Here is a 26,607-nt window from a genome sequence, read left to right as displayed (position 1 = left end):
AGGCCCTGGCACCGCCGGCCCTACGTCCTGTCGGGGCCGTGCGGGTGCGGCGCTCCCGCGTCCCGTACGGCCCGGAACGCCCTCATCCCCCGCCGCAGCGCGGCACGGTCGGCCGCCTCCATCGCCTCCAGGACCTCCGCCAGGCCCTGCGCCCGCCGCCCCGCCACCTCGTCGAGGACCTGACGGCCCTGGGCGGAGAGGCTCAGCTGCACCTCCCGGCGCTTGCGCGGATGCAGCACCCGCTCCAGCAGCCCCGCCGCCTCCAGCCGGTCGCACAGCCTGCTCGCCGTCGGGAGCCCCATCTCCAGCCTCTCGGCCAGCGTGGTCAGATTCAGCCCCGGCTCGGCCGCCACCACCCGCAGGGCCCGCAGCTGCTGGAGGGACAGCCGCAGCCGCGCCTCCTGCGCGGCCAGCAGCCACAGGTCCGTCAGCCCGTCCACGGCGTCGGCGATCTCCAGCGCGGCGGCCTTCGCATCGCCGTCCGGCCGGTTGGCCGGGTCATCGCCGAAACCGCCGAGATGCGTCACGCGTAGGTCACTTTCAGTAAGTGGCAGACAAAACGTATGATGTTCCGCTCTTCCTCACGCAGTACCCGATGGGCCGACCGGCACGCACAGCGGTCGCGCTCATCAGCCGTTTCGCCTTTGTACCAAAACCGGAGGACGACTCCTCCCAACTCGGGGTACACGGTGAGAGACGCACCACCTGCAACAGGAGGCGGCCATGATCATCCTCGGCGTCATTCTGCTTGTCATCGGCTTCGTCACCGGCATCTCCATCCTGTGGACCATCGGCATCATCCTCGCCGTGGTCGGCGCCATCCTGTGGGTCCTGGGCGCCATGGGGCACGCGGTCGCGGGACGCCGGCACTACTGGTGAACGAAGCGGCTAGCAGACCGGGCCGACGCGTACCAGCACGCGACACCGCGCCCCCTGGTGCGCGCGGCCCTTCCTGACATTCCGGCGTCGACGCGTCGAGACCCCCCGGTCGGCGGACGATGATTCGGCCGTCGCGGGGTACGGGAACCGGGACCAGCCCCACCTTCCCGGGAGAACCGCGCATGACCGACGACGCTTATCTGTTCCTGCTGAAGGATCTCGACGATCCGGCCGCCTCGCTCGGCGTGCCGCCGGCCGCCGTCGGGCAGCTCGCGTGCATGGACACCCCCGCGGTACGGGCGTGGCTGGACGCGCAGGGCGTCTCGGCGACGTCGGCGAAGCTGCGGGTGCTGCCGCCGGACGAGACGGCGGCCATTCCGGAGCAGGCGGAACGCCTGCCGGTCCCGCTCAGCGAGGAGGAGCTGAGCCGGGTGCGTCAGCAGAGTGCACCGGAGAGGATCGCCCGCGTGGAGGAGGCTCTCCTCGCCTACCGCGACTGCACGGACGGCAGGGACGCCCTGCTGGGCCGGGCGCTCGCGGCCGGTGTGCCCGTCAACCGCATCGCGGAACTGACGGGCGAGGACCCGGCCGCGGTGGCGGCCGCCCGCTGACGGCTCGCCGACGCTTCAGCCACCGTCGGCCCAGCGCCCCAGGAGGTCCACCAGGACGGACTCGGGGTCCCGGCCGGCGGTGCGGAGCACGACCTGCTCGTACGTCTCGTCAGCGAGCAGGGCCCGCGCGGTGGCCTCGTAGCGGGCGCGCACCGGTTCCAGTTCCGGGGTCCCGCGCTGCGGGTGGCCGACCGCGCTCCAGAACGTCTCGCCCGCCCCGTACGCCGCGACCGCCGACTCCCCCGCCCCCTGGGCGGCGAGTGCCGAGGCCAGCAGGTCGAGCCCGAGGGCGAGACCGAAGCTGTCCCCGATGCGCCGCTTGCCCTCCAGCATGGACGTGGCGTGCGCGGCCGCGTCCTTCACCCGGTGCCCGCGTCCACCGCCCCGCGGAAGACGGACATCCGTGCCCACAGCAGCCGTTCCGCCGGTGCGCACAGCTCGTGGCTCCAGCCGATGGCGGTCCGCATCGCGCGATGGCGCTGGGGACCCGCCGGGACCGCGCGGGCCTGCACGTCCAGCCGTGAGCGCAGATCCCCCGCTCGACCTCCGTGACGGTTGCGCCGCGCGAGCTGTCCCGCGACCAGTTCCATGGCCAGCGGGATGCCCTCCAGCCACCGGCACCTCGCGCGGCGGCCAGGAGGTCGGCCGGGTCGGGCCCAACACGGCAACAGTCTCACCGCCCGGCGGCCCGCGCGGAGCCATGTTGCCCCATTCGAGTGATCAACGCACTACTACCGGCCACTCCTCACACGGGGGCGCGCCCGCGTGAGGAGCACACCGTGGAGGACGGAACCGCGCGGCTCAGAACCTGGGCGCCTGGGCCTGGCTCTCCACCAGCCGGGCGGCCTCCTCCGGCGTCGACACCGCCGGCGGCGAGCCCGCCAGCGGCCGGCGCGCCGTCTCCTTCATGCGGGCGACCGCGACGACGCCGACGAGCGCCGCGGCCATGGCGTAGTACGCGGGCATGAGCTCGCTCCCGGTGGCGGAGATCAGCGCGGTGATCACCAGGGGGGTGGTGCCGCCGAAGAGGGAGGTGGAGAGGTTGTAGCCGATGGACAGGGAGCCGTAGCGGACCTGGGTCGGGAACAGCGCGGGCAGCGCCGCCGACATCGTGCCCAGCATGCACACCAGCGACAGTCCGAGCATCAGCATCCCGGCGGAGACTGCGATCAGGCTGCCCTGCTTGACCAGCAGGAACGCGGGGATCGACAGGAAGAGGAAGCCGAGCATCCCGGCCATCAGGAGCGGCTTGCGGCCCACCCGGTCGGACAGGTTGCCCACCACGTTGATCAGCAGCATCAGCACCACCATGGTGCCGATCAGGATCAGCAGGCCGTGGGTCTCGGAGTACCCCATCTCGTCCGACAGGTAGGTCGGCATGTACGACAGGAGCATGTAGTCGGTGATGTTGTAGGCGGCGACCAGGCAGACGCACAGGACCAGGGTCGGCCAGTACTCGCGGAAGATCTTGGCCAGATCCCCCTTCGCCGACGTCTCCACGGTGGACGCCGCCTCGGACGCCCGGTGGACGGAGCCGTCCTCCAGTCGCTGGAACGCGGGCGTCTCGTCGAGCTTCAGCCGCAGGTACAGGCCGATCAGCCCGATGGGACCGGCCACCAGGAACGGCACCCGCCAGCCCCAGGACTCCATGCCCCCGTCGCCCAGGAGCGTGGTCAGCACGGTCACCAGGCCCGCCGCGCCGACGTAGCCGGCGAGCGTGCCCAGTTCCAGGAAGCTGCCGAAGAAACCGCGCCGCCGGTCGGGCGCGTACTCGGCGATGAAGGTGGACGCGCCGCCGTACTCACCGCCCGTGGAGAAGCCCTGGACCAGGCGGAACAGGATCAGCAGGACCGGGGCCCAGAAGCCGATGACGGCGTACGAGGGGATCAGGCCGATGGCGAAGGTGCCGACCGCCATCATGATCATGGTCAGGGCGAGCACCCGCTTGCGGCCGATCTTGTCCCCCATCGGTCCGAAGACCATGCCGCCGATCGGCCGCACCAGGAAGGACACCGCGAAGGTCGCGAACGAGGACAGCAGCTGGACGGTGCCGTTCCCGGACGGGAAGAACACGTGCCCGATGGTGACCGCGAGATAGCTGTAGATCCCGAAGTCGAACCACTCCATCGCGTTGCCGAGCGAGGCGGCCTTCACCGCGCGCTGCACGGCCTTCGCGTCGGTGACGGTGATGTCGGTCCGCCGCAGCGGCGGATTCCTGCGCCGCTTGACGGCCCTGAACAGGGTGCGGTGGCGCCGGAGCGCCTCGGGGTCGGCGTCGATCTCTAGCGGATCGGATGCGCTTTCCGCCACGGAGGACTCCCATCTTGCCGGTTCACGGGCGTGCACGGGTTCGGCTGCTCACTCGTGGCGTACGCAAACAGGCCACCCGGTCCGAAGCGACCTTCGTCACGTTTGCCCCGCCTGGACCCGCACGGGAATTCCAGGGACGCGGGCCAGGGTGTCGTCAACACTCGATCAAGAAAAGGTCAAGCGCGAGCCAGTGGGGAGGCAGCCGTGGGGGTCGCACGCACGAGCGGTACGCCGTTGCCGGGCCTCGGGGTCCGCTACGACCTCACCACGCGGGAGCGGCGCCGGGCGTCGGTCGTGGCCCACCGGGACGGCTCACGGACCCTGAGCGCCTACCGCAGGACGATCCGGACGCCTGCGCGCTCTCGGTGCGGCTGTCCCCGGGCGAGGCGGAGACCCTCGTCGACGCGCTGAGGCCGGAGCACCGCAGTCCGAGCCTGCTGTCGACGACCGAGCTCGGGCTGGTGGCCGGGCGGATCGAGCTGCCGGTGACGTCGCACTGGAACGGGCGGCTGCTGGGCGACACCGGGTGCGGACGGACACGGGGGTGTCGATCGTGGCCGTGCTCCGCCGGGCGGGGCGATCCCCTCTCCCGGTCCGCCGCGGGACGGGCGTGAGCGGCGGCCGGACCGATGGTCGTGCGGCCCGCCCCTCGCCGGGCGGGCTCCGAACCGATGGCCGAGCGGCCTTCGCGGGCCGGCTCCCTGGCCGCCGGCCCCGAGGGCGGACGTCGGGGGCCGCGCCCGTGTCACCCGTTGTCCGGGGCGGTCGTGGATGCGACGATGCCCGCACCGACGGCGGTCACGGAGGGGGAGGCTTCTTGAGGGACCAGGAGGAACGGGCCCGGGCGGCGGCGGTGTTCGACGCCCTGGGAGCCGACTACGAGAAGGCGTTCGCCCACTCCGAGGCGCACCGGGCGTCGTTGGCGTGGCTGCTGGAGCAACTCGCCCCCGGAAGCCGGGTGCTGGACGTCGGCAGCGGCACCGGCCGCCCCACCGCCGCCACGCTCGCCGCGGCGGGGCACCGCGTACTCGGCCTCGACGTCTCCCCCGTCATGGTCGACCTGGCCTCCCGTCAGGTGCCCGAGGCCGAGTTCCGCTGTGCCGACGTGCGCGAAGAGCCGCTCACGGAGGCCGGTTTCGACGCGGCCTGCGTGTACTTCTCCCTGCTGCAGATGTCTCGCGCCGACCAGACCTCGGTGGTGCGCCGGGTGGCGCGGGCCGTGGCGCCGGGCGGCAGCGTGGTCCTCGCCACCGTGCCCCTCGGTGTGGAGGACGTGGAGGGTGTCTTCATGGGCCAGGCCGTCCGGGTGACGAGTTTCGACGCACCGGACTTCACCGACATGGCCGCCGGAGCGGGGCTGACGGTGGTCTCCCAGGAGAGTCTGTCGTTCACCCCCGACCACCCCGAGGGCGCACCCGAGCCGCACCTGTTCCTCCACTGCCGGCGGCCATGACCGCGACGCGGATCAGGCCGGCTTCGCCGCCGACACCGCCGTGACCGTCACCTTGTTGTCGCACTCCGCGAACTGACCGTCGTCCAGGGCCACTTGATGCGAGCCGGAGCCCGGCAGACCGATCACCAGCGTCGGGTAGACGACCGGGTCGGCGCCGGACTCGCAGTAGCCGTCCGCCTCGCCCTGGACCTGGACGAAGGTCAGCTTCACCCAGGCCCTGCCGCCCGGCGCGACCCGGACCGGCGCCGCGGAGCCGACGCGGGTGACCGACAGGGGAACGCTGTGCTGCGGGGAACCGTTGGCCGCGCCGGCCACCGTGGGATGCCCCTGGAGCAGGCACGGCCGTGCGGAGACGTTGGTGAACCCGACGACGGCCGCTCCGGTGCCCGTCCCCGGCGGACGGTGCGCGGCCTGGCGGGCGGACACCTTCAGCGCCGTCGCCGCGCACGTCCGCACCGACGCGCCCGAGGACCCCGACACCGGGGAAGCGCCCGTACCCGGCGCCGTCGCACCGCCCTTACCGCCCGCACTGCCCGTGCCGGGGGACGTCCCGCCCGAGGACGGCGCCCCGGCCCCCGGCGTCCCGCCGGAGGGTGCCGTGGCCGCGGAACCCGGCGCACCCGAAGAGGAGGCCGCCGTGCCCGGCGCGGGCGCGGAGGCCCCGCTCGCCGGCCCGTCGCCACCCGGCTGACACGCGGCCACCGACAGTGCGGCCGTGACTGCCGCCATCGCCAGCGTGGCCTTGCGGATGCGGTTTCCGTACTGCATGACGCCCCCCGAAATCGGACTGCCCGGCCGGCCCGTCGCCGGCCTTCGCCGAGGGAGAGGTGGCCGGCGGACACCGGGTTCCTCCGGGGATCACCTGTGACACGGCGGTGACACAGCACGGCGGAAGACGGCGGGCCCGGCACACCCCTGTGACAACACCGGCACCAGGGCAGGCCAGTTCCGGTCGGCAGCCTCCCGCATATCGGCACGTTCCGATCATCGGGCGTCACTCCTGGAGACCCACCCCTGGCGCCGCCGTCATATGCCTACGGTGCGATCACCGGGTGGGGCGGCGATGGCCGGCCCGCCGCAGCAGACGATCAAGGGGAGGCGCCATGGCGAGTGTGGAAGTGTCGCTGAAGGAGATGATGGCCGGGGTCGAGGGTTCGCTGGGGGCGGCCGTCGTCGACTACACCAGCGGAATGGCCCTGGGAACGCTGGGCGGGGGCAAGGATCTCGATCTGACGATCGCGGCGGCCGGGAACACGGACGTCATCCGCGCCAAGGTGCGCACCATGGAGCAGTTGGGCCTCAAGAGCCAGATCGAGGACGTGCTGATCACGCTGGGCAGCCAGTACCACCTCATCCGGCTGGTCACCGGCCGGAACGGCAACGGGCTGTTCCTCTACCTCGTGCTCGACAAGGACCGCTCCAACCTGGCGATGGCCCGTCACCAGCTCAAGCGCGTGGAGGAACAGCTCGAGGTCTAGACCGTCCGACGTCCCGGGCCGACGTGCGCCCATGATGTGAAAACTTCTTCAAGTCAGCACATCAGCAAGATCCCAATACGTGGATGCACGCGGCCCCGGGCGACCAGGATCGGCTGTCACAGGGCACATCCGGCGGCGGCGCCCTCGGGGCGCCGCCGCTTCTTGAGACCATCCCCGACGCGGCTGGGAGCGAGCACTCATGCAGGTCCCCCTCTATCAGGCCAAGGCGGAGTTCTTCCGCATGCTCGGACACCCCGTGCGCATCAGGGTCCTGGAGCTGCTGCAGCACGGGCCCGTGCCGGTGCGGGACCTGCTCGCCGACATCGAGATCGAGCCGTCCAGCCTGTCGCAGCAGCTGGCCGTGCTGCGGCGCTCCGGCATCGTGGTGTCCATCCGGGAGGGGTCCACCGTCCGCTACGCGCTCGCGGGCGGCGACGTCGCGGAACTGCTGCGTGCCGCCCGCCGCATCCTCACCGAGCTGCTGGCCGGGCGGAACGAGCTCCTGGCCGAGCTCCGACAGACCGACGCGCCCCCGTCCCCCATGTCCACCAGCGGCCGGGGCTAGGACGACTGCGGCGGTACCGCCCGCGCGGGCGCGCTCGCCCCGCGCCGCGCCCCGGGCCGCTCGGTGAGCGCGGCGTCCGGGAACGGCGGCATGATGGAGGGGAAAGGGGCCGAATCCCTGGTCAATCCCTCGGCAGGGACGAACCGTACCTATGGATATGCAGAGGTTCCGGTTCCCCGTGGGCCGTCTCCCGGACGAGGCTCTGCTGTCCGGGCTGGCCACCGGTGACCCGGAGCTCGCCGTCACCTTCGTACGGCGATTCCAGCACACGGTCTTCGGGGTCGCCATCGCCGTGACCGGCGATCCGCAGCTCGCCGAGGACATCGCACAGCAGACCTTCGAGCGGGCCTGGCGGCACGCGCAGATGTACGATCCGCGCCGCGGCTCGGTGACGACCTGGCTGACGACCATCGCCCGCAACCTCGCCATCGACGCGGTCCGCGCACGGCGGCCGGAGCCGGTGGCGCCGGAGGACCTCGACGGGATCCTCGGCGTGATCAGTGAGACGCCGGAGCAGCACGCGCTGGCCGACGAGGCGTCGACCCGGCTGCGGGCCGCGGTGGCCCAGCTGCCGCGCGAGCAGGGCCGTGCGCTGGTGATGGCGGGCGTCTACGGCATGACGGCACGGGAGATCGCCGCGTGGGAGGCGATCCCGCTGGGCACCGCGAAAACGCGCATCAGGACGGCGATGGGGAAGCTGCGGACCACGCTCGCGTCTCCGAAGCGAGGCGACCATGACCAGTGACGTGACCTGCGAGCAGCTGCGGGAGATCGGCGCCGAGTTGGCTCTCGGGGTGCTGCCCGGCCTTGAGCGGTCCGGAGCGGTCGCCCATCTGGACCGGTGCGCGGAGTGCCGTGAGTACGTCGAGCAGCTCACCTTCGTGGGCGACCGGCTGATCGGGCTGCTGCCGGGCAGTGAGCCGCCGGTCGGCTTCGAGGCCCGGGTGGCGCAGGCGCTGACAGGTGAATCGTCGACGCACGAGGGACGCCGGAAGGGCCACGGCTTCGGCCCGAAGCGCAGGAGCCCGGGCGGCCGGACACGGGTGCGGTGGGCCGCCGCCGCGGCCGCCTTCGCGCTGTCCTTCGGGTTCGGCGGCTGGGCCGTCGGCACGGCGATCGAGGGCATGGTGGCGGGACCGGCCAAACCCGCGGAGCAGCAGACCGGCCTGGTAGAGGCCCAGTTGGTCTCCGCACACGCCGTCGGCCGGCCGACCGGAGAGGTCTACGTGCACCCCGGCTCGCCCAGCTGGATCTACATGTACGTCGACCTCGCCGACGCGGGCACGCCGTACACCGGCCGGGTCGACTGCCTCCTGGAGCGCGGCGACGGCGGCACGGTCCGGGCCGGCAGCTTCGCCCTGCGCCAGGGGTACGGCTACTGGGGCGGCCCCTCCCCCGTGGAGTCCTCGGCGCTCTCCAAGGTCCGGCTGGCATCGTCCGACGGCACCGTCCTCGCGACCGCCCGTTTCCCCGCGTCCGGCGGAACGCCGAACGCGTCGAGGGGGGCGTAGCGCCTGACGGGCGGGGCGGCCGCGGCGGGCGCCCCGCGGGCGGGACGCCTTCTTCCCGTCGAGGGCGCCGCGGGAGCCCAGGCACACCCGCCCCGGCCGGTCACCCTCCGGTAGCGCCGGCCGGATGGCGGTCGGGAGAAGCGCCGGGCGTCCGCCCCGGGAGCGCCGTCCCGAGCGTCGCGGCCAGGGCCTCGGCCAGGCCGGGAATCGTGGGGCGGGCGGACGGCTCCTCGCGCAGGCACGCGTCGACGGCCGCGGCGAGGGCGGAGGGCAGGCGGCGGCGTGTCGTGATCGGCGCGGCGCTCGCCTCCAACTGCGGGTACCACTCGTCCGCCTCCGGTTGCGGACACCGCTCGTCCGGGTCCACCGCGCCGCGGTCGCTGTCCTCGGCGGAGGTGCCCGTGCCGTACGTGCCGTCGACGGTCTCGTCGTAGTCGAACGGCAGTTCGCCACCGGCCACCTCGTAGAGCGTGATGCCGATGCCCCACACGTCCGCGGCGGCCGACAGCGGTCCGCCGCGCGCCTGTTCCGGCGACAGGTAGCGGTACGTGCCCACTCCGGGCGGCGCGGGCCCGGGCGGCCGGGCCACGCTCAGGTCCAGCACCTTCGCGTGGCCGCGGTCGACCACGACGTTGGACGGCTTGAGGTCCAGGTGCAGCAGTCGCTGCCCGTGCAGGTAGTGCGCGGCGGAGCACAACTGGACACCGAGGAGGGCCACGTCGGTGGCGGCCGGCCGGCGCCGCAGCCGGTGGATCAGGTGGGACAGCGTCTCCCCGGTCAGCGTCTCCAGCACCACCAGCGGCTCGGGCGCGTCGAAGGTCTCGTAGGCACGCACCAGATGGGGGTGGGTGAACCCCCGCAGCCAGCGGCCCTCGCGCAGCAGCCGCGCGCGCAGCGGCGCCTCGTCGCGACGGTCCGGCCGCACCACCTTGACGACGCAGCGGCAGGCCCGCTCCTCGCTCCACGCGTCGTACACGTCCAGCCATCCGGTGCGGGCCAGGTGGTCCAGGATCGCGTAGCCGGGGGCGGGGCGGGCGCCCGGGGCCAGGGTGGGTGGCGGTTCGGTCCGCGGGCCGGTCATGACAGCACCTTCCCCGGTGGCGTGACGCCCGTCCGTGCGGGGCCGTGCACGGCGTTGAGCCGGTGGAGCCGGGCATACGCGCCCGCGCGCAGGATCAGTTCGTCGTGCGTCCCGCACTCGACGACGCGGCCGTGGTCGAGCACCACGATCCGGGTGGCGTCGCGGACGGTGAGCAGGTTGTGCGAGATGACGATGGTGGTCCGCCCGGCCATGAGGCGGCGCAGCGGTTCCATGATCCGCAGGCCGGACTCGACGTCGAGGCCGGTGGTCGGTTCGTCCAGCAGCAGGACGGGGGCGTCCCGGATCATCGCGCGGGCGATCGCCAGCCGCTGGCGCTGGCCTCCGGACAGCGTCCGGCCGCGCTGACCGACCACGGTGTCGTAGCCCTCCGGCAGCCGCTCGACGAACGCGTCCGCGTCCGCCGCGCGGGCCGCCGCGACGATCTGCGCCTGGGTCGCTCCGGGCCGGCCGTAGGCGATGTTCTCCCGCACGGTGCCGTGCAGGACGAGGGTCTCCTGCAGCACCACCGCCACGTTCTCCCGCACGTCGGACAGTGCCAGGCCGCGCAGATCGGCCCCGTCCAGGCGGACCGCGCCCAGGTCGGGGTCGTAGAAGCGCAGCAGCAGTTTCGCGGCCGTGGACTTGCCGGCGCCGCTGGCGCCGACCAGGGCCAGGGTCTCGCCGGGGGCGACGTGGAAGGACACCTCCGACAGCGCCGGGTGGGGCTGGCCGGGGTAGTGGAAGGACACGCCGTCGAAGGCGACCTCGCCGCGGGCCCGGCCGATCCGCCGGGCGCCGGCGGTCTCGGCGACCTGGGGGCGCTGGTCGAGCAGTTCGGCGATCCGTTCCGCGGAGGCGGAGGCCGCGTAGAAGCTGGTGCCGAGGCGGGTCAGGTCGCGGATCGGGCTGTAGAGCTTGCCGATGAGCGCCAGGAACACCAGCAGCCCGCCGAGGGTGAGTTGGCCCTCGGCCAGCTTCCAGGTGCCGAGGCCCATGACGGCGAGGGCGCCGGAGACCTCGACGACCTCGACGAGCGATCCGTAGACGGCACGGATGCGGGTGGACGCCATCGCCGCGTGGAACTTGCCGAGGTTCTCACGCTCGAACCGGCGCTCCTCCCAGTCCTGCCGGTTGTACGCCTGGACCAGGGTGACGTTGCCGAGCGACTCCTCGGCGACCGCGCTGAGGGCGCCGCTACGGCGCCTGCGCTCGCGCGAGGCCTCCTTGATCAGCCGGGAGAAGTGCCGGGCGGCGGACCAGAACAGCGGCACGACGAGGAGCGCGAGGAGGGTGAGGTCCCAGCGGAGGTAGAAGAGCAGGCCGAGGAAGACGCCCAGCCGGACCACGTGGTAGAGCCCGTCCGCCACGCCCGACAGCAGGAACGTCTCGACGGCGTCCACGTCGCCCGTGACACGCGACAGCACGTCCCCGAGCCGGCGCCGCTCGAAGAAGCCGAGGGACAGACCCTGGACGTGCCGGAACACGTCGGAACGCAGATCCAGCAGAAAGCGCTCGCTCACCCAGGCGGAGGTCACGTCGTCGGCGAACCCCAGCAGGCCGGAGCCGACGACGAGGCCCAGGTAGGCCGGCGCGATCCAGAAGAAGGGTGCCAGGTCCCGCGGGACGAGCACCTCGTCGACCACGGTCTTGAAGAGCCACAGCTCGGCCGCGTCGATGAGGGGGCCGGCCAGGCTGAACAGGACCAGAGGAACGAGCCAGCCCCGGCGCCCGCGGGTGTAGGGCCAGAACCGCCCGAACACCTCGCGCGGCGACAACGGCGGGGCGGCCGCGACCACGGCATCACCGTCCCCGCGCACCGACAGCAGATGCCGCAGGCCGTGCCGCGGGCCACGCTCCATGGCGGACGTCCCTCATGGCTCGGCGGTGGGGCGGACCGGTCCCCCGGTCAACCGGTCCGCCTGGCCTTCAGTAGTGGTCGTAGAAGTCGTGGTGCCCGTCGCTGCGGTGGTGACGGCGGCGGCGGTGACGGCGCCTCCCGGTCGAGGTGTCGTCGTGCCTGGAGGTCCTTTCGTCGTGGTGGTCACGGTGTTTGGCGGGGAAGAGATCGCTGAAGATCGCCATCGTGTGCCTCCTGGAACATCTCTTGTATTCACATACGGCGCACGGCGCCGATCGGATGGCGTATCGCGGGAGAAGGGAGAAATCCCCGGTCGGCTCTCGGCCGTACAGCGTGCAGAGCGCTTCAGGTACGGAGCGCAGGCGGCGCGTCCCCGGACCTGGAGCGGGCGGGCCGCGGAAGGCTGGGAGGTGGACCATGGCAGGACGGTTGAGCCGCGGCGGTACGGCGGCCGGGGCGGGCGCGGTGGCCCTGGGCGCGGTGCTGGCGGCGTGCGGGGGCCCGGGAGCGGGCGGCGTCGGCGCGGGGTCGGCCCCGGCCCCGGCGGGCGGCGGAGCAGCGGCGGGCACGACGGTGACGGTGCGGATGACCGAGTACCGGCTGACGCTGTCGACGACGACGTTCAGGCCCGGTGCCCACACCTTCGTGGCCGAGAACGACGGGCACACCCTGCACTCCCTGGAGATCGAGGGCAGGGGCGGCGACGCGCACCTGACGCACGGGGTCGAACCCGGCCGGTCGGCGCGGCTCAGGATCACTCTGAAGGACGGCTCCTACGAGCTGTACTGTCCGGTGGACGGGCACAAGGGCTTCGGCATGAAGACGGAGATCACCGTCGGAGGCGGCGGCGTGGCCCAGGGCGACCGGTCCCGCGCAGGCCGAGAGGCCGGCCAGTGACGACTGGCCGGCCTCTGCTCGCCCTGCCTCTGCGGCCCCGGTGGCCCGCACGGGCCTTCGCGGTGTGCGACGGACCGGGTGGACCTCCCGTCCCGGACGTCAGATCCGTCCACCGGTGAGCCGGGTGATGGGGCCGTGCACGCGGCGCCCCGCGCGGTGGCCCACCGCGTAGGTCGCGGCGCCGAAGGCGGCCACACCGGCACCGACGCCCGCGGCGACCAGCTTGCGCTGGGCGATCACCGTCCAGGCCGTCTTCGCGGTGGCCGCGACCTGACCGGAGGTGGCGATGACCACCTGACGGCCCTTCTCGACGCCCTGGGCCGCGCTCTGCACGGCGCCGTTGGCCACCTCGGCCGCGCGTCCCGCGCCGTTCTTGGCGGCCGACGCGACGTCACCCGCCTTCCCCGCGGCGCTGTTCGCGGCCCGCGAGGCCGGGGCGGTCGCCTTGTCGGCGGTCTGCCGGGCCTTGGCCGCGGTCCGCTTGGCGCCGGTCTTCTCGTTCGTTCCGCTGTTCGGTTCACTCATGGACATCGCGTTGCCCTTCACCGCGTCCGCAAACACCCTTCACGGCGATGAGTTGGCGGCGCGCCCCGCGGACGGCGCGTGCCGCGAGCAACGGTCACTCCCCCCGGTGCCGTCCCGTCGGGCCGGGCGGGCGCGGGCGGCAGCTGCTGCTCGGCCCGGATCGTCTTGCCCGCCCGGCCCCCGCACCGGCCCGATGGGCCCCCCACCAAGGGGATGTCCGGCCCTATGGCACGTGCCGGTGCCGACGGGATGATCGTCGGGCTCGTCGGCCCCCAGCACTCGTCCCGTGGCGGTGCGGGCGCCGTCCCGCACCCGCCCGCACCACGAAGGAGTGCCATGCTTTCGCCCGAGTCGGCCGCCGTCATCCGCGCCACCCTGCCCGCCGTCGGCGGCGCCCTGGACGAGATCACCACACGGTTCTACGGCACCATGTTCGCCGATCAACCCCAGCTGCTGGACGGCCTGTTCAACCGCGGCAACCAGGCCAGCGGAGAGCAGCGCAAGGCGCTGGCCGGGTCCATCGCGTACTTCGCCCAGGCGCTGCTGGCCGATCCCGACGCGCGGCCGGACGCGCTGCTGGCGCGGATCGCGCACAAGCACGCCGCGCTCGGAGTGACCGAGGACCAGTACACGGTCGTCCACAAGTACCTGTTCCGGGCCATCGGGGACGTGCTCGGCGAGGCGGTCACGCCGGAGGTGGCGGCCGCGTGGGACGAGGTGTACTGGCTGATGGCCGGCGCGCTCATCGCCCAGGAGGCCCGGCTCTACCAGGAGGCGGGCGTCGACCCCCGCAGCCCGTGGCGGCAGTGGACGGTGGTGGAGCGGCGGGAGGAGACCCCCGACACCGCCTCGTTCCTGCTGCGCCCCGCCGACGACGCGCCGCTGCCGCCGGCCCGTGCCGGGCAGTACGTCAGTGTCCGGGTGGCCATGCCCGACGGTGTCCGCCAGACCCGCCAGTACAGCCTGTCCAACGCCCCCGGCGACCGGTTGCGCCGCATCACCGTGAAGCGGGTCGCGGGCGTGGCGGACGCGCCCGACGGCGAGGTGTCGAGCCGGCTGTACGACGCCGTCCGGACGGGGGACGAACTCACCCTGTCGGCGCCGTTCGGCGACGTGGTCCTCACCGACTCCGATCGCCCGCTCCTGCTCGTATCGGCGGGCATCGGCTGCACCCCGATGGTCGGCATGCTGGAGCAGCTCGCGGCGACCGGCTCCACCCGGCCGATCCGCGTCCTGCACGCCGACCGCTCCCCCGCCGACCACGCGCTGCGCGCGGACACACGCCGTCTCGTCGGCGAACTCCCGGACGCCGTCGCGTGGTTCTGGTACGAGCAGGACGCCGCCGGCGAGCCGGGGGCCCGTGACGGACTGATGGACGTCGCCGGCCTGGACCTGCCCACCGACGCCGATGTCTACCTCTGCGGTTCACTGCCCTTCATGCGCGCCGTGCGCACCCAGCTGCTGCACGCCGGCGTCCCCGCCCGGCGCGTCCGCTACGAGGTCTTCGGCCCCGACCTGTGGCTGGCCCACGGCGAGGGCTGACACCGGCTCCGGGCGGTCAGGCCCTCTCTTTCGGATCTTGCCGGGGTCGCGCACCTCGGAAGGCACCGTCGCCCGGAGCCGGCCCGATCCGAAAGAAAGGCCTTAGCCGCCCAGGGCCGTCATGACCACCGCCTTGGCCTCCTCCTGCACCCGGGCGAGGTGGTCGGGTCCGCGGAAGGACTCGGCGTAGATCTTGTAGACGTCCTCGGTGCCCGAGGGGCGGGCGGCGAACCAGGCGTCGGCGGTGGTCACCTTGATGCCGCCGATGGGGGCCCCGTTGCCCGGCGCCTCGGTGAGCACGGCGGTGACCTCGTCCCCGGCCAGTATCGTGGCGGTGACCTGGGCGGGAGAGAGCTTGCCGAGCAGGGCCTTCTCCTCGCGGGTGGCCGGGGCGTCGATACGGGCGTAGGCGGGGTCGCCGAAGCGGGCGGTGAGGTCGGCGTAGTGCTCCGACGGTGTCCTGCCGGTGACGGCCGTGATCTCGGAGGCGAGCAGGGCCAGCAGGATGCCGTCCTTGTCGGTCGTCCACACCGACCCGTCCCGGCGCAGGAAGGAGGCGCCGGCCGACTCCTCACCGCCGAAGCCGATGGTGCCGCCGGCCAGTCCGTCCACGAACCACTTGAATCCCACCGGGACCTCGACCAGTTCGCGGCCGAGGTCGGCGGCGACGCGGTCGATCATGCTGGACGACACCAGGGTCTTGCCGATGCCCGCGCCGGCGGGCCACTGGCCGCGGTGCGTGTAGAGGTAGGAGATGGCGACGGCCAGGTAGTGGTTGGGGTTCATCAGGCCCGCGTCGGGCGTCACGATGCCGTGCCGGTCGGCGTCGGCGTCGTTGCCCGTGGCGATGCGGAAGCGGTCGCGCTGCCCGATGAGCGAGGCCATCGCGTACGGCGACGAGCAGTCCATGCGGATCTGGCCGTCCCAGTCCAGGGTCATGAACCGCCAGGTCGGGTCGGTGTGCGGGTTGACCACCGTGAGGTCGATGCCGTGCTGCTCGGCGATACGGCCCCAGTAGGCGACGGACGCCCCACCCAGCGGGTCGGCGCCGATGCGCACGCCTGCCGTCCGGATCGCGTCGAGGTCCAGCACCTCCGGGAGGTCGGCGACGTAGGTGCCGAGGAAGTCGTACCGCTCGGTCGTGGCGGCGGCGAGGGCGCTCGCCCAGGGAACGCGCCGCACCTCCTTCAGGCCCCCCTCGATGATCTTGTTGGCGCGGTCCTGGATCCAGGAGGTCGCCTCGGAGGCCGCCGGGCCGCCGCTCGGCGGGTTGTACTTGAAGCCGCCGTCGGCGGGCGGATTGTGGGAGGGGGTCACCACGACCCCGTCCGCGAGACCGGTGGTGCGGCCCCGGTTGTGGGTGAGGATGGCGTGGGAGACCGCCGGGGTGGGGGTGTAGCCGTCCTCGCTGTCGATCAGCACCGTGACGCCGTTGGCCGCGAGGACCTCCAGGGCGGTGGCCTTCGCGGGCTCGGACAGGGCGTGGGTGTCGGCGCCCAGGAAGAGGGGGCCGTCGACGCCCTGACCTGCGCGGTACTCGCAGATGGCCTGGCTGGTGGCGGCGATGTGGTCCTCGTTGAACGCGCACGCCAATGAGGATCCGCGGTGTCCGGAGGTCCCGAACGCCACCCGCTGTCCCGGGTCGGCCGGGTCGGGGTGCAGCGTGTAGTACGCGGTGACCAGCCGGGCGACGTCCACCAGGTCCTCGGGTCCGGCCGGTTCGCCCGCTCGCTCGTGCGGCATGGGTCCGTTCCTCCGCTCGGTCGATCCTTCGCTCGCCGTGTCATTTTTCCTCCTCACCACGGCTGTATGCGAGCGGGAGGTGCGGCGCGCGTCACCCCGGGAGGGATCCGGCCGGGCGCGGACCGCCGGCTCCCTCCCGCGCCGGCCGGGGACAGCGCCCCGGCCGGCGCGGTGAACGCCGGTTCTTCCCGGTGCTACGCGCAGCCCGCCGGGGTGGCCCGGGACGCGTCGTCGATCAGCGCGTCCTGGGCCGCCTTCAGGCGCCGCACATCCGGCTTGACCACCGCGCGGTCGTACGTCATCAGGCCGTTGAGCTCCCCCTCCACGTCGGAGATCTGCGTGTACACCGCGCCGTTGCCGCCGCGGCAGGCCAGGGCGTGCACCTCGGCCAGCTTCTTCAGGTAGTCGTCGGTGTAGGCCGAGGGGTCGACGTCCACGTACGACTGCTGCACCGACCAGGCGTGGCCCGGCACCGCGAGGCCCAGTCCGCCGTACTCGCCGCTGACCAGGGCGCGCTCGCCGTCCGGGTGGGGCGGCAGGGCGGGGCTCGGGTAGCCGTGCTCGTCCATGATGTCGCCGGCTCCGCCGTCGGCACCGAGGTTGAGGCCGGACATGTTGTTCACCAGGCGGGTGGGGTCCCAGGACTTGGCCTGGCCGGCGACACGGCCGACGTCGTACTGGCCCCAGCCCTCGTTGAAGACGACCCACATCACGACCGACGGGCTGCTGATGTGCTCGTCGATCATCCGCTTCATCTCGCGCTCGTACTCGGCACGCGCCGCCGCGCCCGGATTCACGCCCGCCGTCATCGCCGGCATGTCCTGCCACACCATCAGGCCGAGCCGGTCGGCCCAGTAGAACCAGCGGTCGGGTTCGACCTTGATGTGCTTGCGGACCGCGTTGAAGCCCATCCGCTTGTGCATGCGCAGGTCGTACGCGAGCGCCTCGTCGCTGGGCGCGGTGTGCAGGCCGTCCGGCCAGAAGCCCTGGTCGAGGGTGGCCATCATGAACACGGGCTCGCCGTTGAGAACCGTGCGCGGGACCCCGTCCACCTTCCGCACCCCGATGGAGCGCATGCCGAAGTAGCTGCCGACCCGGTCGTCGCCGACACTCACCTTCAGGTCGTAGAGGAAGGGGTCGTCGGGTGACCACAGGCGGGCGTGCGGGATCCGCAGGGTGAGCGCGGCGCCGGTGCGGCCGGTGGCGGTGGCGACCCGGTGCCCGCCGGCGTACGCCGTCGCGGTGAGCGGTACGCCGTCCCGCACGCCCTGCGGTGCGACGGTGAGGGTGCCCGCCTCGACGTCGGGCGTCAGCTTCAGCCGGTCGACGTGGTCGGCGGCCACCGGCTCCATCCACACCGTCTGCCAGATACCGGAGGAGGGGGTGTACCAGATGCCGCTCGGGTCCAGGCGCTGCTTGCCGAGCGGCGGGTTCTCGCCGTTCGCGGCGTCGGTCGGGTCGTGGACGCCGACGATCAGCTCCTGGGTACGGCCGGGCCGGAGGGCGTCGGTGATGTCGGCGCTGAACTTGTCGTAGCCGCCCTTGTGTTCGGCGACCTCGGTGCCGTTGACGTAGACCTCGGCCTGCCAGTCGACGGCGCCGAAGTTCAGCCGCAGGCGCCTGCCGTCGCCGATACGCCAGCCGGGCGGGACGGTGAAGGTGCGCCGGTACCACATCCGGTCCTCGTGGCGTTCGATACCGGACAGCTGGGACTCGACCGGGTAGGGGACGAGGATGCGCTCCCCCAGGGTGCGTCCCACCGGCGGCCGCTCGCCGGCCCCGGCCGCGGCGAACTGCCAGCTGCCGTTGAGGTTCTGCCAGGCGCCGCGGGTGAGCTGGGGCCGCGGGTACTCGCGGTGCGCGTTGGCGGGGGTGACGCCGTCGGCCCACCGGGTGCGCAGCTCGTAGGCGGAGCGGTTGGGGCCGCTGCTCCAGAAGGCGTTGACAACGTTGCCGTCCTTGCCGCGCAGGCCGCCGTCGCCGTCGTAGCGGACGTCGGCGAGGCCGGGCGCGGTGCCGGTCCTGTTGCCCACGACGGGTTCCTTCAGGGAGACGAGCAGGGACCTGGGGTCGGCGGGGTCCAGCCGGGCGCCGCCCAGCGGCCAGGTGGCGCCGCCGATCACCGCGCCGAGGTGGTCGGTGATCCCTGCCGGGGGCGCGGCCAGGTCCTGCGCGAAGTCGAGCCGGAGGGTGCGGCCGTCGCGCTGGACGGTTGTGGCGATGGCGCCGTCGTAGGCGTAGCCCTCGGGCAGCAGGAAAGCCGACTGCGGGACCGCGGCCTTGGTGCCGCCGGGCGGGGTCCAGCGCAGGTGGAGGTTGGAGCCACCGTAGTGCTCGAAGTACTCGACCTTGATGTCGTAGGCCCGGCCCGCGGTCAACTCGACCGGCTCACCGGTCTGTTCGCGGTCCCAGTCGTCGACCCAGTGGTCGATCACCAGCTTGCCGCCGACCCAGAGGCGAAAGCCGTTGTCCCCGATGACCGAGAAGGTGGTGGGTCCGGTCTTCTCCGGCACGACGCGGCCGGTCCAGCGGACACTGACGTCGTCCGACCGGCCGGTGGCCGCGTTCAGCCGGGACTCCAGCGAGTCGAAATCGAGCTGCGGGTCGAAGCCGGTGGCCTTGAGCTGGGCGAAATCGAAGGCCCCGGGCGCGGACTGGGTGTAGTACTCGCCCTTGAGGCCGTGGACCTCGGCGGGTTCGTCCGCCGCCGACGCGGCCGGGACGGCGGCCAGTCCGGCGACGCCGAGCACGGCCGCGAGGAGCAGGGGCAGGCGGTTTCGGAAGGGTCTGATGCGCACGAATCCTCCTTGACTGAGGAAGGGTGGCGGCTCACTGCTTCAGTCTGTACAACGTTGGAAGCACGGGCAGTTGGCATGAGAGCACGCCTCCCGTCCTGTGTCCAGGGTCATGACAACGCTCCGGCTGCCGGAGCTCCCTTCGACGTCGAGGAGATCCCTTGCGGGTCAGCCTGAAGGACGTGGCCGAGCGGGCCGGCGTCTCGATCAAGACCGTGTCCAACGTCGTGAACAACTATCCGCACGTCACACCGGCGATGCGGGCCCGGGTGCAGGAGGCCATCGACGAGCTGGGCTACCGGCCCAACCTGACGGCGCGGCACCTGCGCAAGGGCCGCACCGGGATCATCGCGCTGGCGGTGCCCGAACTCGGCAACCCGTACTTCGCCGAGCTGGCGGGCGCGGTCGTCGACGCGGCCGCCGAGCACGAGTTCACGGTGCTGCTCGACCACACCCGCGGCAGACGCGAGCAGGAGATCCTGGTCAGCCAGGGCTTCCGGGCCCGTGTCATCGACGGACTCATCCTCAGCCCCCTGGAGCTGGAGGCCGAGGATCTGCGGGGCAGGCCCGACGACGTGCCGCTGGTCCTGCTCGGCGAGCGCGAGTACGACGCCCCGCACGACCACATCGCCATCGACAACGTGGCCGCGGCCCGCGCGGCGGTACGCCATCTGCTCGGCCGCGGGCGCACCCGCATCGCCTATCTCGGCGCCCGCACCGACTCCGCGAACCGCCCGGCCCACCTGCGGCTTCTGGGCTGGCGGGAGGAGCTGGCCGCGGCCGGGCTGCCGGCGCCGGACGAGCTGGTGGTGCCGGTGGGCGGCTGGGACCGCGACGACGGGGCACGGGCGATGGCCGAACTGCTCGACGCGGGGGTACGTCCCGACGCCGTGTTCGCGCTCAACGACCTGGTCGCGATCGGGGCGATGCGGGTGCTGCACGAGCGGGGACTGCGGGTGCCGTGGGACGTGGCCGTCGTCGGGTTCGACGACATCGCCGAGGGACGTTTCGGTGCCGTGTCGCTCACCACGATCTCCCCGGACAAGCAGGCCATCGCGCGGATGGCCGTGGCCTCCCTGCTGCGCAGTCTGTCGGGGCGCGGCGAGCCGGGCGGACGCGAACTCGTGGCGGAATTCCGGCTGGTGGAGCGGGAGAGCACGCTCGGACGGCGCTGACGGCGATCCGGACCAGGGGGACGCGATCTGGGACGAGAAGGGTTTACAGGCTTCTTCCAACGATGTAAAAACCTCCCCTGAACGACGTGCACGCCGAGTTGACCGCAAGAGCCGTCCTTCCCCGTGAGCGCTCCGAGCGCCGGGGCCCCCGCCGTTTGGGGACTCCCGTGACTTGCTCCCTCGCCTAGGGCCTGTTGTGAAAGTGCTGGTCACAGCCACTCGTTGATGGCTGCGACCAGCACTGTCGCTTCGTAGCGGACGGCGAGTTTGTCGTACCTCGTGGCGACGGCCCGGTGGCGCTTGAGGCGGTTGATCCCGCACTCGACCGCGTGCCGCTGTTTGTAGTCGTCCTTGTCGAACGTCGGCGGCCGCCCGCCGCGTGAGCCGCGCTTGAGGCGGTTGCGGACACGGTCCGCAGGGACCGGGATGGTGGCCTTGATCCCGCGTCTGCGCAGGTAGGAGCGGTTGCTGCGAGAGTCGTACGCCTTGTCGGCCCGGACCCGGTCCGGGCGCTTGCGCGGCCTGCCGAGCCCCAGCCTGGGAACCCGGATCGCTTCCAGAACCGGCTCGAACTGCGGGGAATCGCCTCGCTGCCCGGCCGTAATCACGACGGACAAGGGCTTCTGCCCCTGCTCGACCGCGAGGTGGATTTTGCTGGTCAGTCCGCCGCGGGATCGCCCGAGACCGTGGTCGGCCGGCTCGACGAAGATCCCGCCGGGCGGCTCCTTCTGGAGATCCCCTTTTTCGCCGCGCCGGCAGCGTGCTGGTGGGCCCGGCAGACGGTGGAGTCGACGTTTACGTCCCAGGTGATCAGGCCCTTCGCATCCGCCTCGGCCTGGAGCTGCGTGAAGATCCTCGCCCAGGTTCCGTCCCGCTGCCAGCGCCGAAACAGGTCATAGACCCGGTCCCACGGCCCGTAGCGTTCGGGCACGTCACGCCAAGGGGCACCGGTCCGGGTCCGCCACCGTATGCCGTCTATCAGCTGCCGCCGCGTCCACACCTGCGGCCGACCCGGCTTGATACCCCTCGGCAGCAGAGGCTCCAGCCGGGCCCACTGTCCGTTCGTCAGATCCCCACGTCCCACAGGACGTGATCATCAACGAACAAGATCCACTTTCGCAACAGACCCTAGAGGCGGGGGCTTCCAGCGGCTGCCCGCTGGGTTTCCTGCTTCACCGACGACTGCCCGGCCCGGGAGGACTCCCGTTGAGGTCTTACACCGTCTCCACAGGCAGACGCCGCCGGCCCGGCGGCCAGGATGTTGCGTGCCGCGTGCACGTCACGGTCGTGCACGGCGCCGCACTGGCACGTCCACTCGCGGACGTTCAGCGGCAGCTTCCCGCGGACCGTGCCGCACTTTCCGCACAGCTTCGAGCTGGGGAACCAGCGGTCGAATTCCCCGGTCCTCTTCCACTCCGTCAGCGCGGCCGACGACTGCACGTAGGAGACCCGGCGCTGCTCGCCGTACCAGGCCCGTCCATCTCCTGCCCGGCCTGAACGCCGGGACATCCACGGAGGAATCCCAATGAAGCCCATCGCAGCGCCGCACCGCGCCCCGGCGCCGAGCATCTCCGCACGGACCCTGCTCGCCGCCGGCCTCGTCGCCGGCCTGGCTCTCGTCACCGGATGCGCCAAGTCCGAGGACGGCGCGGGCGGCGACCAGGTCTCCGGACAGCAGAAGGACTCCGGCCAGGTCGTCGTCCCGCCGGGCACCGGATCCGGACCGACCTGCACCGTCGGCGCCTACGGCGGCCGGAAGCTGGACCTGGGGTCGGCCACCGTCGGCTTCTCCCAGTCCGAGAAGGAGGCCAACCCGTTCCGCATCGCGGAGACCGCCTCCCTCAAGGCCGAGGCCGGCCGACGGGGCGTCAAACTGCTCACCGCCAACGCCCAGTCGCAGTTCTCCAAGCAGATCAGCGATGTGCAGGACCTCATCGCCAAGGGCGCCGACCTGCTGGTCATCGCCCCGCTCAACTCGGACGGCTGGGAACCGGTGCTGCGTGCCGCGGCCGCCCGGCACATCCCCATCGTGACCATCGACCGCAAGATCAACGCCACCGCCTGCAAGGACTATGTGAGCTTCATCGGCTCCGACTTCGTGGAGCAGGGCAAGCGGGCCGCCGACCGGATGATCGAGGCGACCGGCGGCAAGGGCGAGATCGCCATCCTGCTCGGCGCGGCCGGCAACAACGTCACCACCGAACGCACCAGGGGCTTCGAGGACCGCATCAAGGAGAAGGCGCCGGGGCTGAGGATCGTCTTCCGGCAGACCGGCGACTTCGCCCGCGAGAAGGGCCAGTCGGTCACCGAGAACCTGATCCAGTCCAAGCCGGGGATCAAGGGCATCTACGCCGAGAACGACGAGATGGGACTCGGCGCGGTGGGCGCGTTGAAGGGCGCGGGCAAGAAGCCCGGCGAGGTGAAACTCGTGACCATCGACGGCACCCGCAACGCCGTGCAGGGCATCGTGGACGGCTGGATCGACGGCGTGATCGAGTCCAACCCGCGTTTCGGGCCACTGGCCTTCCAGACCCTCGACACCTTCACCCAGGGCGGGCCGGTGGCGCGGGACGTCGTCATCCAGGACGGCTCCTACACCAAGGACAACGCCGAGTCCGACCTGGGCAAGGCCTACTGAGATGCTCACGGTCACCGGACTGTGCAAGAGCTTCCCCGGCGTGCGCGCGCTGTCCGACGTGGACTTCACCGCGCGCGCCGGGGAGGTGCACGCCCTGGTCGGGGAGAACGGCGCGGGCAAGTCGACGCTGATCAAGGTGCTCACCGGCGTCCATCGGCCCGACGCGGGCGGGATCGCCCTCGACGGCGCTCCCGTCCGCTTCGCCACTCCCCTGCAGGCGCAGCAGGCGGGCATCTCCACCATCTACCAGGAGGTCAACCTCGTCCCGCTGATGAGCGTGGCCCGCAACCTCTTCCTCGGCCGCGAGCCGCGCGGCCGGCTGGGCCTGATCGACTTCCGGCGGATGCACCGAGCGGCGCGGGAGACCCTGCGCGACCTCGGCATCCGGGTCGACGTGCGCCGCCCCCTGCGTGAACTCGGTGTCGGCACTCAGCAGATGGTGGCACTCGCCCGGGCGGTGGCGATCGACGCCCGCGTCGTGGTGATGGACGAGCCCACCTCGTCGCTGGAGCCCCGCGAGGTGCGCACCCTCTTCGGGGTGATCCGCACCCTGCGCGAGCGCGGGATCGCGGTGGTCTACGTCAGTCACCGGATGGACGAGCTGTACGAGATCTGCGACGCGGTCACCGTGCTGCGGGACGGCCGGGTGGTGCACACCGGACCGCTCGCCGGCCTGGAGCGGCTGCGGCTGGTGGCCCTGATGCTCGGCCGCGAGGTCGGCGAGGTGCGCCGGGAGGGCCTGACCAGGTTCACCGGATCTCATGAGGCGGCGGTCGAACCCGTACTGCGCGCAGACGATTTGACGGTACGTCACCGGCTGTCCGGGGTCTCGCTGTCGCTGCGGCCCGGCGAGGTGGTCGGCCTCGGCGGGCTCCTCGGCTCGGGGCGCAGCGAGACCGCGAAGGCGATCGCGGGTGCCCTGCCCGTCGACGGCGGAAGCGTGGTGATGGCGGGGGTGCCGGTGCGCACCGGCTCGACGGCGGCGGCGATCCGGGCCGGGATCAGCCTGCTGCCCGAGGACCGCAAGGCCGAGGGGATCGTGCCGGGTCTGTCGGTGCGGGAGAACATCGCGCTCGCCGCGCTGCCGGGGCTGTCGCGTCTCGGCCTGGTCGACGACGCCCGGGTCGACCGGCTCGTCGAGACGTTCATGAAGCGGCTGCGCATCAAGGCCGTCGGCCCCCACCAGAAGGTCGGCGAGCTGTCGGGCGGCAACCAGCAGAAGGTGCTGCTCGCCCGCTGGCTGGCCCTGCATCCCAGGGTGCTGCTACTGGACGAGCCGACGCGCGGCATCGACGTGGGCGCCAAGGCGGAGGTGCAGGCCCTGGTCGACGAACTGGCCGGCGACGGACTCGCGGTCCTGCTGATCTCCTCCGACATCGAGGAACTGATCGAGGGCAGCGACCGCGTGGTGGTCCTCAAGGAGGGTGCCGTGGTGCGCGAGTTGACCGGCGGCGCGGTCACCGGGGACGAGTTGCTGCGGGCGATCGCCGCCGTGCCCGCCGGAGGAAGCGATGACTGAGGTCGGTCTCGTCCGCGCTCCGGTCGACCGGACCCGGCTGCTGCGGCTGTTGCAGGACTACGGCGTCTACGGCGGGGTCGTGGTCCTGCTGCTGTTCAACTTCCTGCTCACTCCGCACTTCGCGTCCGCCGAGAACTTCCGCACCCAGGCGGTGCAGGTCGCGCCGGTGCTGATCGTCGCCCTCGGCATGGCGCTGGCGATCGGTACCGAGGGGGTCGACCTGTCGGTCGGTTCGGTGATGGCCCTGTCCACCTCGCTGCTGTCGCTGTACCTGGGGTACGGCCCCTGGATCGCCGCGTTGGTCGCCGTGGCCGGGGGTGTCGCGGCCGGAGCCGCGAGCGGGGCGCTGATCGCGTTCGTGGGGGTCCAGCCCATCGTCGCCACACTCGCCCTGATGGTCGGCGCGCGGGGTCTGGCCCTGGTCCTGCTCCCGCAGCTGAAGGACGTCCACGACCCCGGCATGGCGGCCCTGGGCTCCGGTGACCTGCTGGGCCTGCCCTACCTGGTCCTCATCGCCGCCGCGCTCGCCCTGCTCGTCGCCTTCGTGGTGCGGCGCTCCACGTTCGGCCGGCAGTTGCTGGCCGTCGGCGACAGCAGGCCGGCCGCGCGCCTGGCCGGACTGCCCGTACGCCGGGTGCTCGTGGTGGTGTACGTGTGCTCCGGTGCGCTGGCCGCGATCGCGGGCGTGCTGGCCACCGCCCGGCTGACCGCGAGCGACCCCACGTCCCTGGGCACCCTGATGGAGCTGTCCGCGATCACCGCCGTGGTCGTCGGAGGCACCCCGCTCAGCGGCGGGCGGGTCCGCATCGGCGGCACGGTCGCCGGCGCCGTACTGATCCAGCTGCTCACCACCACGCTCGTCAAGCACGACCTGCCACCGTCGTGGACGCAGATCGCGCAGGCCGTGGTGATCGTCGGTGCCGTCTACGCGGCACGCGAACGGGGGAGGCGATGACCACGGACACCGGGGAAACCGTGACGCGGACCGACAGCGCCGCCGGCACCGCCGCCGGCGACGACCCGCCGGGCGCGCGCCGTCCGGAGCGGCTGAGCGCGCTCGCCCAGCAGCACGGCGCGCTGGTCACGCTCGTGATCGCCATGGTCGCCGCGTCGCTGAGCTTCGACACCTTCCTCACCGGCGACAACCTGGAGAACATGGCGCTGTCGTCGGCCTTTCTCGCCGTGGTCGCCCTCGGCATGACCTTCGTGATCGTGACCGGTGGCATCGACCTGTCGGTCGGCTCGCTGTTCGCGCTGGGCGGGGTGCTGGCCGCGTGGGGCTCGCAGTACGGCACCGCGGTGGCGTTGCTGCTGCCTCTGGCGGTGTGCGGCCTGGTCGGGCTGGTCAACGGCCTGCTGATCGCCCGCACCGGACTGGCCCCGTTCATCGTCACCCTGGCCGCCATGCTGGGGGCGCGGGGGGTCCTGCTCGCGCTCACCGACGAGGGGTCGCGTACGTACCTCGTCGACAAGGGCTCGTTCTTCGCGACCCTGGGGCAGGGGTCGCTGCTCGGTGTCGGGGTGCCGGTCTGGATCACCGTGGTCCTGTTCGTGCTGGGCGCCCTGGTGCTGCGGCGCACCCGCTTCGGCCAGTACGTGTACGCGGTCGGGGGCAACGAGGACGCGGCCGCCCTGATGGGCGCCCCGGTGGCGCGGACGAAGACCGCCGTCTACACCCTGTCGGGGCTGTGCGCGGGCCTGGCGGGCGCCCTGAACGCGGCATGGCTGGTCTCGGGCGTGACGATCCTCGGCTCCGGCATGGAGCTGGAGGCGATCTCGGCGGTCGTCATCGGCGGCACGCTGCTCACCGGCGGCTTCGGTTTCATCAGCGGCTCGCTGGTCGGGGTGGCCCTGCTGAAGGTGATCCAGAACGTCATCAATCAGATCGGCTCCCTGGACTCGGCCTACCAGCAGGTCGTCAGCGGGGCCTTCCTGGCCGTGGTGGTGGTCGCGCAGACCTGGCTGGGACGCCGGCAGCGGGTCCTGTGAGCCTGCCCGGCGCCGTCCGGTCCGGTTGACCCGGATGC

Annotated in this window: 27 protein-coding genes and 2 pseudogenes; 16 read left to right on the top strand and 13 right to left on the bottom strand. The window is 72.5% G+C overall.

The annotated features are described in order from the left end of the window. Positions 1–20: 20 nt before the first annotated feature. A complete protein-coding gene (locus tag ACF1A5_RS05130; protein WP_392191439.1) occupies positions 21–527 on the bottom strand; it encodes a MarR family winged helix-turn-helix transcriptional regulator in 507 nt (168 codons plus the stop codon). A gap of 196 nt (positions 528–723) precedes the next feature. On the opposite strand from ACF1A5_RS05130, the gene ACF1A5_RS05125 reads away from it, so the two are divergent. Next, positions 724–879, top strand: coding sequence for a DUF6131 family protein (locus ACF1A5_RS05125; protein WP_392191438.1), 156 nt, complete (start codon positions 724–726; stop codon positions 877–879). Positions 880–1,061: 182 nt separating this feature from the next. Beyond that, complete coding sequence (locus ACF1A5_RS05120; protein ID WP_392191437.1) at positions 1,062–1,490, top strand: DUF6003 family protein; 429 nt, start codon at positions 1,062–1,064, stop codon at positions 1,488–1,490. Between the two features lie 15 nt (positions 1,491–1,505). On the opposite strand, the gene ACF1A5_RS05115 is transcribed toward ACF1A5_RS05120, so the two are convergent. The 3 genes from ACF1A5_RS05115 to proP all read right to left on the bottom strand — a co-directional run bounded on the left by ACF1A5_RS05115 (position 1,506) and on the right by proP (position 3,800). Then, positions 1,506–1,853 carry a hypothetical protein gene (locus ACF1A5_RS05115; protein ID WP_392191436.1) on the bottom strand — a complete coding sequence of 116 codons (348 nt, stop codon included), beginning with the start codon at positions 1,851–1,853 and terminating at the stop codon, positions 1,506–1,508. Next, on the bottom strand, positions 1,850–2,080 hold the full coding sequence (locus ACF1A5_RS05110; protein WP_392191435.1) for a hypothetical protein: 231 nt from the start codon (positions 2,078–2,080) through the stop codon (positions 1,850–1,852). Before ACF1A5_RS05110 ends, ACF1A5_RS05115 begins: the two co-directional genes overlap by 4 nt. A gap of 211 nt (positions 2,081–2,291) precedes the next feature. Continuing rightward, entirely contained in the window at positions 2,292–3,800 is a 1,509-nt protein-coding gene (proP, locus tag ACF1A5_RS05105; RefSeq protein WP_392191434.1) for a glycine betaine/L-proline transporter ProP, read from the bottom strand. A gap of 204 nt (positions 3,801–4,004) precedes the next feature. Between proP and ACF1A5_RS05100 the strand changes: the two are divergent. Both ACF1A5_RS05100 and ACF1A5_RS05095 read left to right on the top strand, forming a co-directional pair. Beyond that, a pseudogene (locus ACF1A5_RS05100) lies at positions 4,005–4,397 on the top strand (cation:proton antiporter regulatory subunit); the annotation flags it as partial. Between the two features lie 220 nt (positions 4,398–4,617). Further along, a complete protein-coding gene (locus tag ACF1A5_RS05095) occupies positions 4,618–5,253 on the top strand; it encodes a class I SAM-dependent methyltransferase (RefSeq protein ID WP_392191433.1) in 636 nt (211 codons plus the stop codon). Positions 5,254–5,265: 12 nt separating this feature from the next. Here the strand turns inward: ACF1A5_RS05095 and ACF1A5_RS05090 are convergent, their stop codons facing one another. Continuing rightward, a complete protein-coding gene (locus ACF1A5_RS05090) occupies positions 5,266–5,679 on the bottom strand; it encodes a DUF4232 domain-containing protein (RefSeq protein ID WP_392191686.1) in 414 nt (137 codons plus the stop codon). Here ACF1A5_RS05090 and ACF1A5_RS05085 point away from each other — a divergent pair. The 5 genes from ACF1A5_RS05085 to ACF1A5_RS05065 all read left to right on the top strand — a co-directional run bounded on the left by ACF1A5_RS05085 (position 5,612) and on the right by ACF1A5_RS05065 (position 8,807). After that, a complete protein-coding gene (locus tag ACF1A5_RS05085; RefSeq protein ID WP_392191695.1) occupies positions 5,612–5,944 on the top strand; it encodes a hypothetical protein in 333 nt (110 codons plus the stop codon). The genes ACF1A5_RS05090 and ACF1A5_RS05085 overlap by 68 nt on opposite strands. A gap of 412 nt (positions 5,945–6,356) precedes the next feature. Further along, a complete protein-coding gene (locus tag ACF1A5_RS05080; RefSeq protein ID WP_392191432.1) occupies positions 6,357–6,731 on the top strand; it encodes a hypothetical protein in 375 nt (124 codons plus the stop codon). A 199-nt stretch (positions 6,732–6,930) separates the two neighbouring features. Then, positions 6,931–7,296 carry an ArsR/SmtB family transcription factor gene (locus tag ACF1A5_RS05075; RefSeq protein WP_392191431.1) on the top strand — a complete coding sequence of 122 codons (366 nt, stop codon included), beginning with the start codon at positions 6,931–6,933 and terminating at the stop codon, positions 7,294–7,296. 157 nt (positions 7,297–7,453) lie between these two features. After that, complete coding sequence (locus ACF1A5_RS05070; protein WP_392191685.1) at positions 7,454–8,041, top strand: RNA polymerase sigma factor; 588 nt, start codon at positions 7,454–7,456, stop codon at positions 8,039–8,041. Further along, positions 8,031–8,807, top strand: coding sequence for a hypothetical protein (locus ACF1A5_RS05065; RefSeq protein WP_392191430.1), 777 nt, complete (start codon positions 8,031–8,033; stop codon positions 8,805–8,807). The genes ACF1A5_RS05070 and ACF1A5_RS05065 overlap by 11 nt, the downstream gene beginning before the upstream one ends. Before the next feature lie 100 nt (positions 8,808–8,907). Here ACF1A5_RS05065 and ACF1A5_RS05060 read toward each other — a convergent pair whose 3' ends face one another. The 3 genes from ACF1A5_RS05060 to ACF1A5_RS05050 form a co-directional block, all read right to left on the bottom strand. Continuing rightward, positions 8,908–9,888 carry a serine/threonine-protein kinase gene (locus ACF1A5_RS05060; protein WP_392191429.1) on the bottom strand — a complete coding sequence of 327 codons (981 nt, stop codon included), beginning with the start codon at positions 9,886–9,888 and terminating at the stop codon, positions 8,908–8,910. Continuing rightward, complete coding sequence (locus tag ACF1A5_RS05055; protein WP_392191428.1) at positions 9,885–11,747, bottom strand: ABC transporter ATP-binding protein; 1,863 nt, start codon at positions 11,745–11,747, stop codon at positions 9,885–9,887. Before ACF1A5_RS05055 ends, ACF1A5_RS05060 begins: the two co-directional genes overlap by 4 nt. A gap of 67 nt (positions 11,748–11,814) precedes the next feature. Continuing rightward, positions 11,815–11,970 (bottom strand): hypothetical protein, encoded by a 156-nt coding sequence (locus ACF1A5_RS05050; RefSeq protein ID WP_392191427.1) that lies wholly within the window; start codon positions 11,968–11,970, stop codon positions 11,815–11,817. A 193-nt stretch (positions 11,971–12,163) separates the two neighbouring features. Between ACF1A5_RS05050 and ACF1A5_RS05045 the strand changes: the two genes are divergently transcribed. Further along, positions 12,164–12,643 (top strand): copper-binding protein, encoded by a 480-nt coding sequence (locus ACF1A5_RS05045; RefSeq protein WP_392191426.1) that lies wholly within the window; start codon positions 12,164–12,166, stop codon positions 12,641–12,643. Positions 12,644–12,742: 99 nt separating this feature from the next. Here the strand turns inward: ACF1A5_RS05045 and ACF1A5_RS05040 are convergent, their stop codons facing one another. Beyond that, positions 12,743–13,174, bottom strand: a complete 432-nt coding sequence (locus ACF1A5_RS05040; RefSeq protein ID WP_392191425.1) for a hypothetical protein — start codon at positions 13,172–13,174, stop codon at positions 12,743–12,745. 330 nt (positions 13,175–13,504) lie between these two features. Here ACF1A5_RS05040 and ACF1A5_RS05035 point away from each other — a divergent pair, with 330 nt between their 5' ends. Beyond that, positions 13,505–14,710, top strand: a complete 1,206-nt coding sequence (locus ACF1A5_RS05035; protein ID WP_392191424.1) for a globin domain-containing protein — start codon at positions 13,505–13,507, stop codon at positions 14,708–14,710. A gap of 102 nt (positions 14,711–14,812) precedes the next feature. On the opposite strand, the gene pgm is transcribed toward ACF1A5_RS05035, so the two are convergent. Both pgm and ACF1A5_RS05025 read right to left on the bottom strand, forming a co-directional pair. Further along, on the bottom strand, positions 14,813–16,453 hold the full coding sequence (pgm, locus tag ACF1A5_RS05030; RefSeq protein WP_392191423.1) for a phosphoglucomutase (alpha-D-glucose-1,6-bisphosphate-dependent): 1,641 nt from the start codon (positions 16,451–16,453) through the stop codon (positions 14,813–14,815). Positions 16,454–16,647: 194 nt separating this feature from the next. Beyond that, a complete protein-coding gene (locus tag ACF1A5_RS05025) occupies positions 16,648–19,251 on the bottom strand; it encodes a PA14 domain-containing protein (protein WP_392191422.1) in 2,604 nt (867 codons plus the stop codon). A gap of 158 nt (positions 19,252–19,409) precedes the next feature. Here ACF1A5_RS05025 and ACF1A5_RS05020 point away from each other — a divergent pair, with 158 nt between their 5' ends. Next, on the top strand, positions 19,410–20,423 hold the full coding sequence (locus ACF1A5_RS05020) for a LacI family DNA-binding transcriptional regulator (protein WP_392191421.1): 1,014 nt from the start codon (positions 19,410–19,412) through the stop codon (positions 20,421–20,423). 209 nt (positions 20,424–20,632) lie between these two features. Here the strand turns inward: ACF1A5_RS05020 and ACF1A5_RS05015 are convergent. Then, positions 20,633–21,507 (bottom strand): IS5 family transposase gene (locus ACF1A5_RS05015; RefSeq protein WP_392191420.1). Its coding sequence is split into 2 segments (ribosomal slippage): positions 20,633–21,114 and positions 21,114–21,507, totalling 876 coding nucleotides; the frame shifts between segments, so codons are not numbered across the junction. Between the two features lie 44 nt (positions 21,508–21,551). Next, positions 21,552–21,815 (bottom strand): annotated as a pseudogene (locus ACF1A5_RS05010) (zinc ribbon domain-containing protein); the annotation flags it as partial. 133 nt (positions 21,816–21,948) lie between these two features. On the opposite strand from ACF1A5_RS05010, the gene ACF1A5_RS05005 reads away from it, so the two are divergent. The 4 genes from ACF1A5_RS05005 to ACF1A5_RS04990 are packed head-to-tail and all read left to right on the top strand — an operon-like array spanning position 21,949 to position 26,569. Continuing rightward, positions 21,949–23,061, top strand: a complete 1,113-nt coding sequence (locus tag ACF1A5_RS05005) for an ABC transporter substrate-binding protein (protein ID WP_392191419.1) — start codon at positions 21,949–21,951, stop codon at positions 23,059–23,061. Position 23,062: 1 nt separating this feature from the next. Further along, a complete protein-coding gene (locus ACF1A5_RS05000) occupies positions 23,063–24,580 on the top strand; it encodes a sugar ABC transporter ATP-binding protein (protein WP_392191418.1) in 1,518 nt (505 codons plus the stop codon). Next, entirely contained in the window at positions 24,573–25,535 is a 963-nt protein-coding gene (locus ACF1A5_RS04995; RefSeq protein WP_392191417.1) for an ABC transporter permease, read from the top strand. The genes ACF1A5_RS05000 and ACF1A5_RS04995 overlap by 8 nt, the downstream gene beginning before the upstream one ends. After that, a complete protein-coding gene (locus ACF1A5_RS04990) occupies positions 25,532–26,569 on the top strand; it encodes an ABC transporter permease (RefSeq protein WP_392191416.1) in 1,038 nt (345 codons plus the stop codon). Before ACF1A5_RS04995 ends, ACF1A5_RS04990 begins: the two co-directional genes overlap by 4 nt. Positions 26,570–26,607 lie beyond the last annotated feature (38 nt).

It is taken from the genome of Streptomyces sp. NPDC014864 (assembly GCF_043081525.1).
Taxonomy (GTDB): Bacteria; Actinomycetota; Actinomycetes; order Streptomycetales; family Streptomycetaceae; genus Streptomyces.
Note: the sequence above shows the minus strand (reverse complement) of the source record. Positions and strands in the feature narration are given on the sequence as shown.

Excerpts from the sequence above, each read along its gene's own strand:
- ACF1A5_RS05110 (WP_392191435.1), bottom strand. The coding sequence starts at position 2,080 with ATGGAACTGGTCGCGGGACAGCTCGCGCGGCGCAACCGTCACGGAGGT.
- ACF1A5_RS05040 (WP_392191425.1), bottom strand. The coding sequence starts at position 13,174 with ATGTCCATGAGTGAACCGAACAGCGGAACGAACGAGAAGACCGGCGCC.
- ACF1A5_RS05055 (WP_392191428.1), bottom strand. The coding sequence starts at position 11,747 with ATGGAGCGTGGCCCGCGGCACGGCCTGCGGCATCTGCTGTCGGTGCGC.
- ACF1A5_RS05000 (WP_392191418.1), top strand. The coding sequence starts at position 23,063 with ATGCTCACGGTCACCGGACTGTGCAAGAGCTTCCCCGGCGTGCGCGCG.
- ACF1A5_RS05070 (WP_392191685.1), top strand. The coding sequence starts at position 7,454 with ATGCAGAGGTTCCGGTTCCCCGTGGGCCGTCTCCCGGACGAGGCTCTG.
- ACF1A5_RS05045 (WP_392191426.1), top strand. The coding sequence starts at position 12,164 with ATGGCAGGACGGTTGAGCCGCGGCGGTACGGCGGCCGGGGCGGGCGCG.
- ACF1A5_RS05080 (WP_392191432.1), top strand. The coding sequence starts at position 6,357 with ATGGCGAGTGTGGAAGTGTCGCTGAAGGAGATGATGGCCGGGGTCGAG.
- ACF1A5_RS04990 (WP_392191416.1), top strand. The coding sequence starts at position 25,532 with ATGACCACGGACACCGGGGAAACCGTGACGCGGACCGACAGCGCCGCC.
- ACF1A5_RS05065 (WP_392191430.1), top strand. The coding sequence starts at position 8,031 with ATGACCAGTGACGTGACCTGCGAGCAGCTGCGGGAGATCGGCGCCGAG.
- ACF1A5_RS05035 (WP_392191424.1), top strand. The coding sequence starts at position 13,505 with ATGCTTTCGCCCGAGTCGGCCGCCGTCATCCGCGCCACCCTGCCCGCC.
- ACF1A5_RS05125 (WP_392191438.1), top strand. The coding sequence starts at position 724 with ATGATCATCCTCGGCGTCATTCTGCTTGTCATCGGCTTCGTCACCGGC.
- ACF1A5_RS04995 (WP_392191417.1), top strand. The coding sequence starts at position 24,573 with ATGACTGAGGTCGGTCTCGTCCGCGCTCCGGTCGACCGGACCCGGCTG.
- ACF1A5_RS05005 (WP_392191419.1), top strand. The coding sequence starts at position 21,949 with ATGAAGCCCATCGCAGCGCCGCACCGCGCCCCGGCGCCGAGCATCTCC.
- ACF1A5_RS05050 (WP_392191427.1), bottom strand. The coding sequence starts at position 11,970 with ATGGCGATCTTCAGCGATCTCTTCCCCGCCAAACACCGTGACCACCAC.
- ACF1A5_RS05060 (WP_392191429.1), bottom strand. The coding sequence starts at position 9,888 with ATGACCGGCCCGCGGACCGAACCGCCACCCACCCTGGCCCCGGGCGCC.
- ACF1A5_RS05120 (WP_392191437.1), top strand. The coding sequence starts at position 1,062 with ATGACCGACGACGCTTATCTGTTCCTGCTGAAGGATCTCGACGATCCG.
- pgm (WP_392191423.1), bottom strand. The coding sequence starts at position 16,453 with ATGCCGCACGAGCGAGCGGGCGAACCGGCCGGACCCGAGGACCTGGTG.
- ACF1A5_RS05075 (WP_392191431.1), top strand. The coding sequence starts at position 6,931 with ATGCAGGTCCCCCTCTATCAGGCCAAGGCGGAGTTCTTCCGCATGCTC.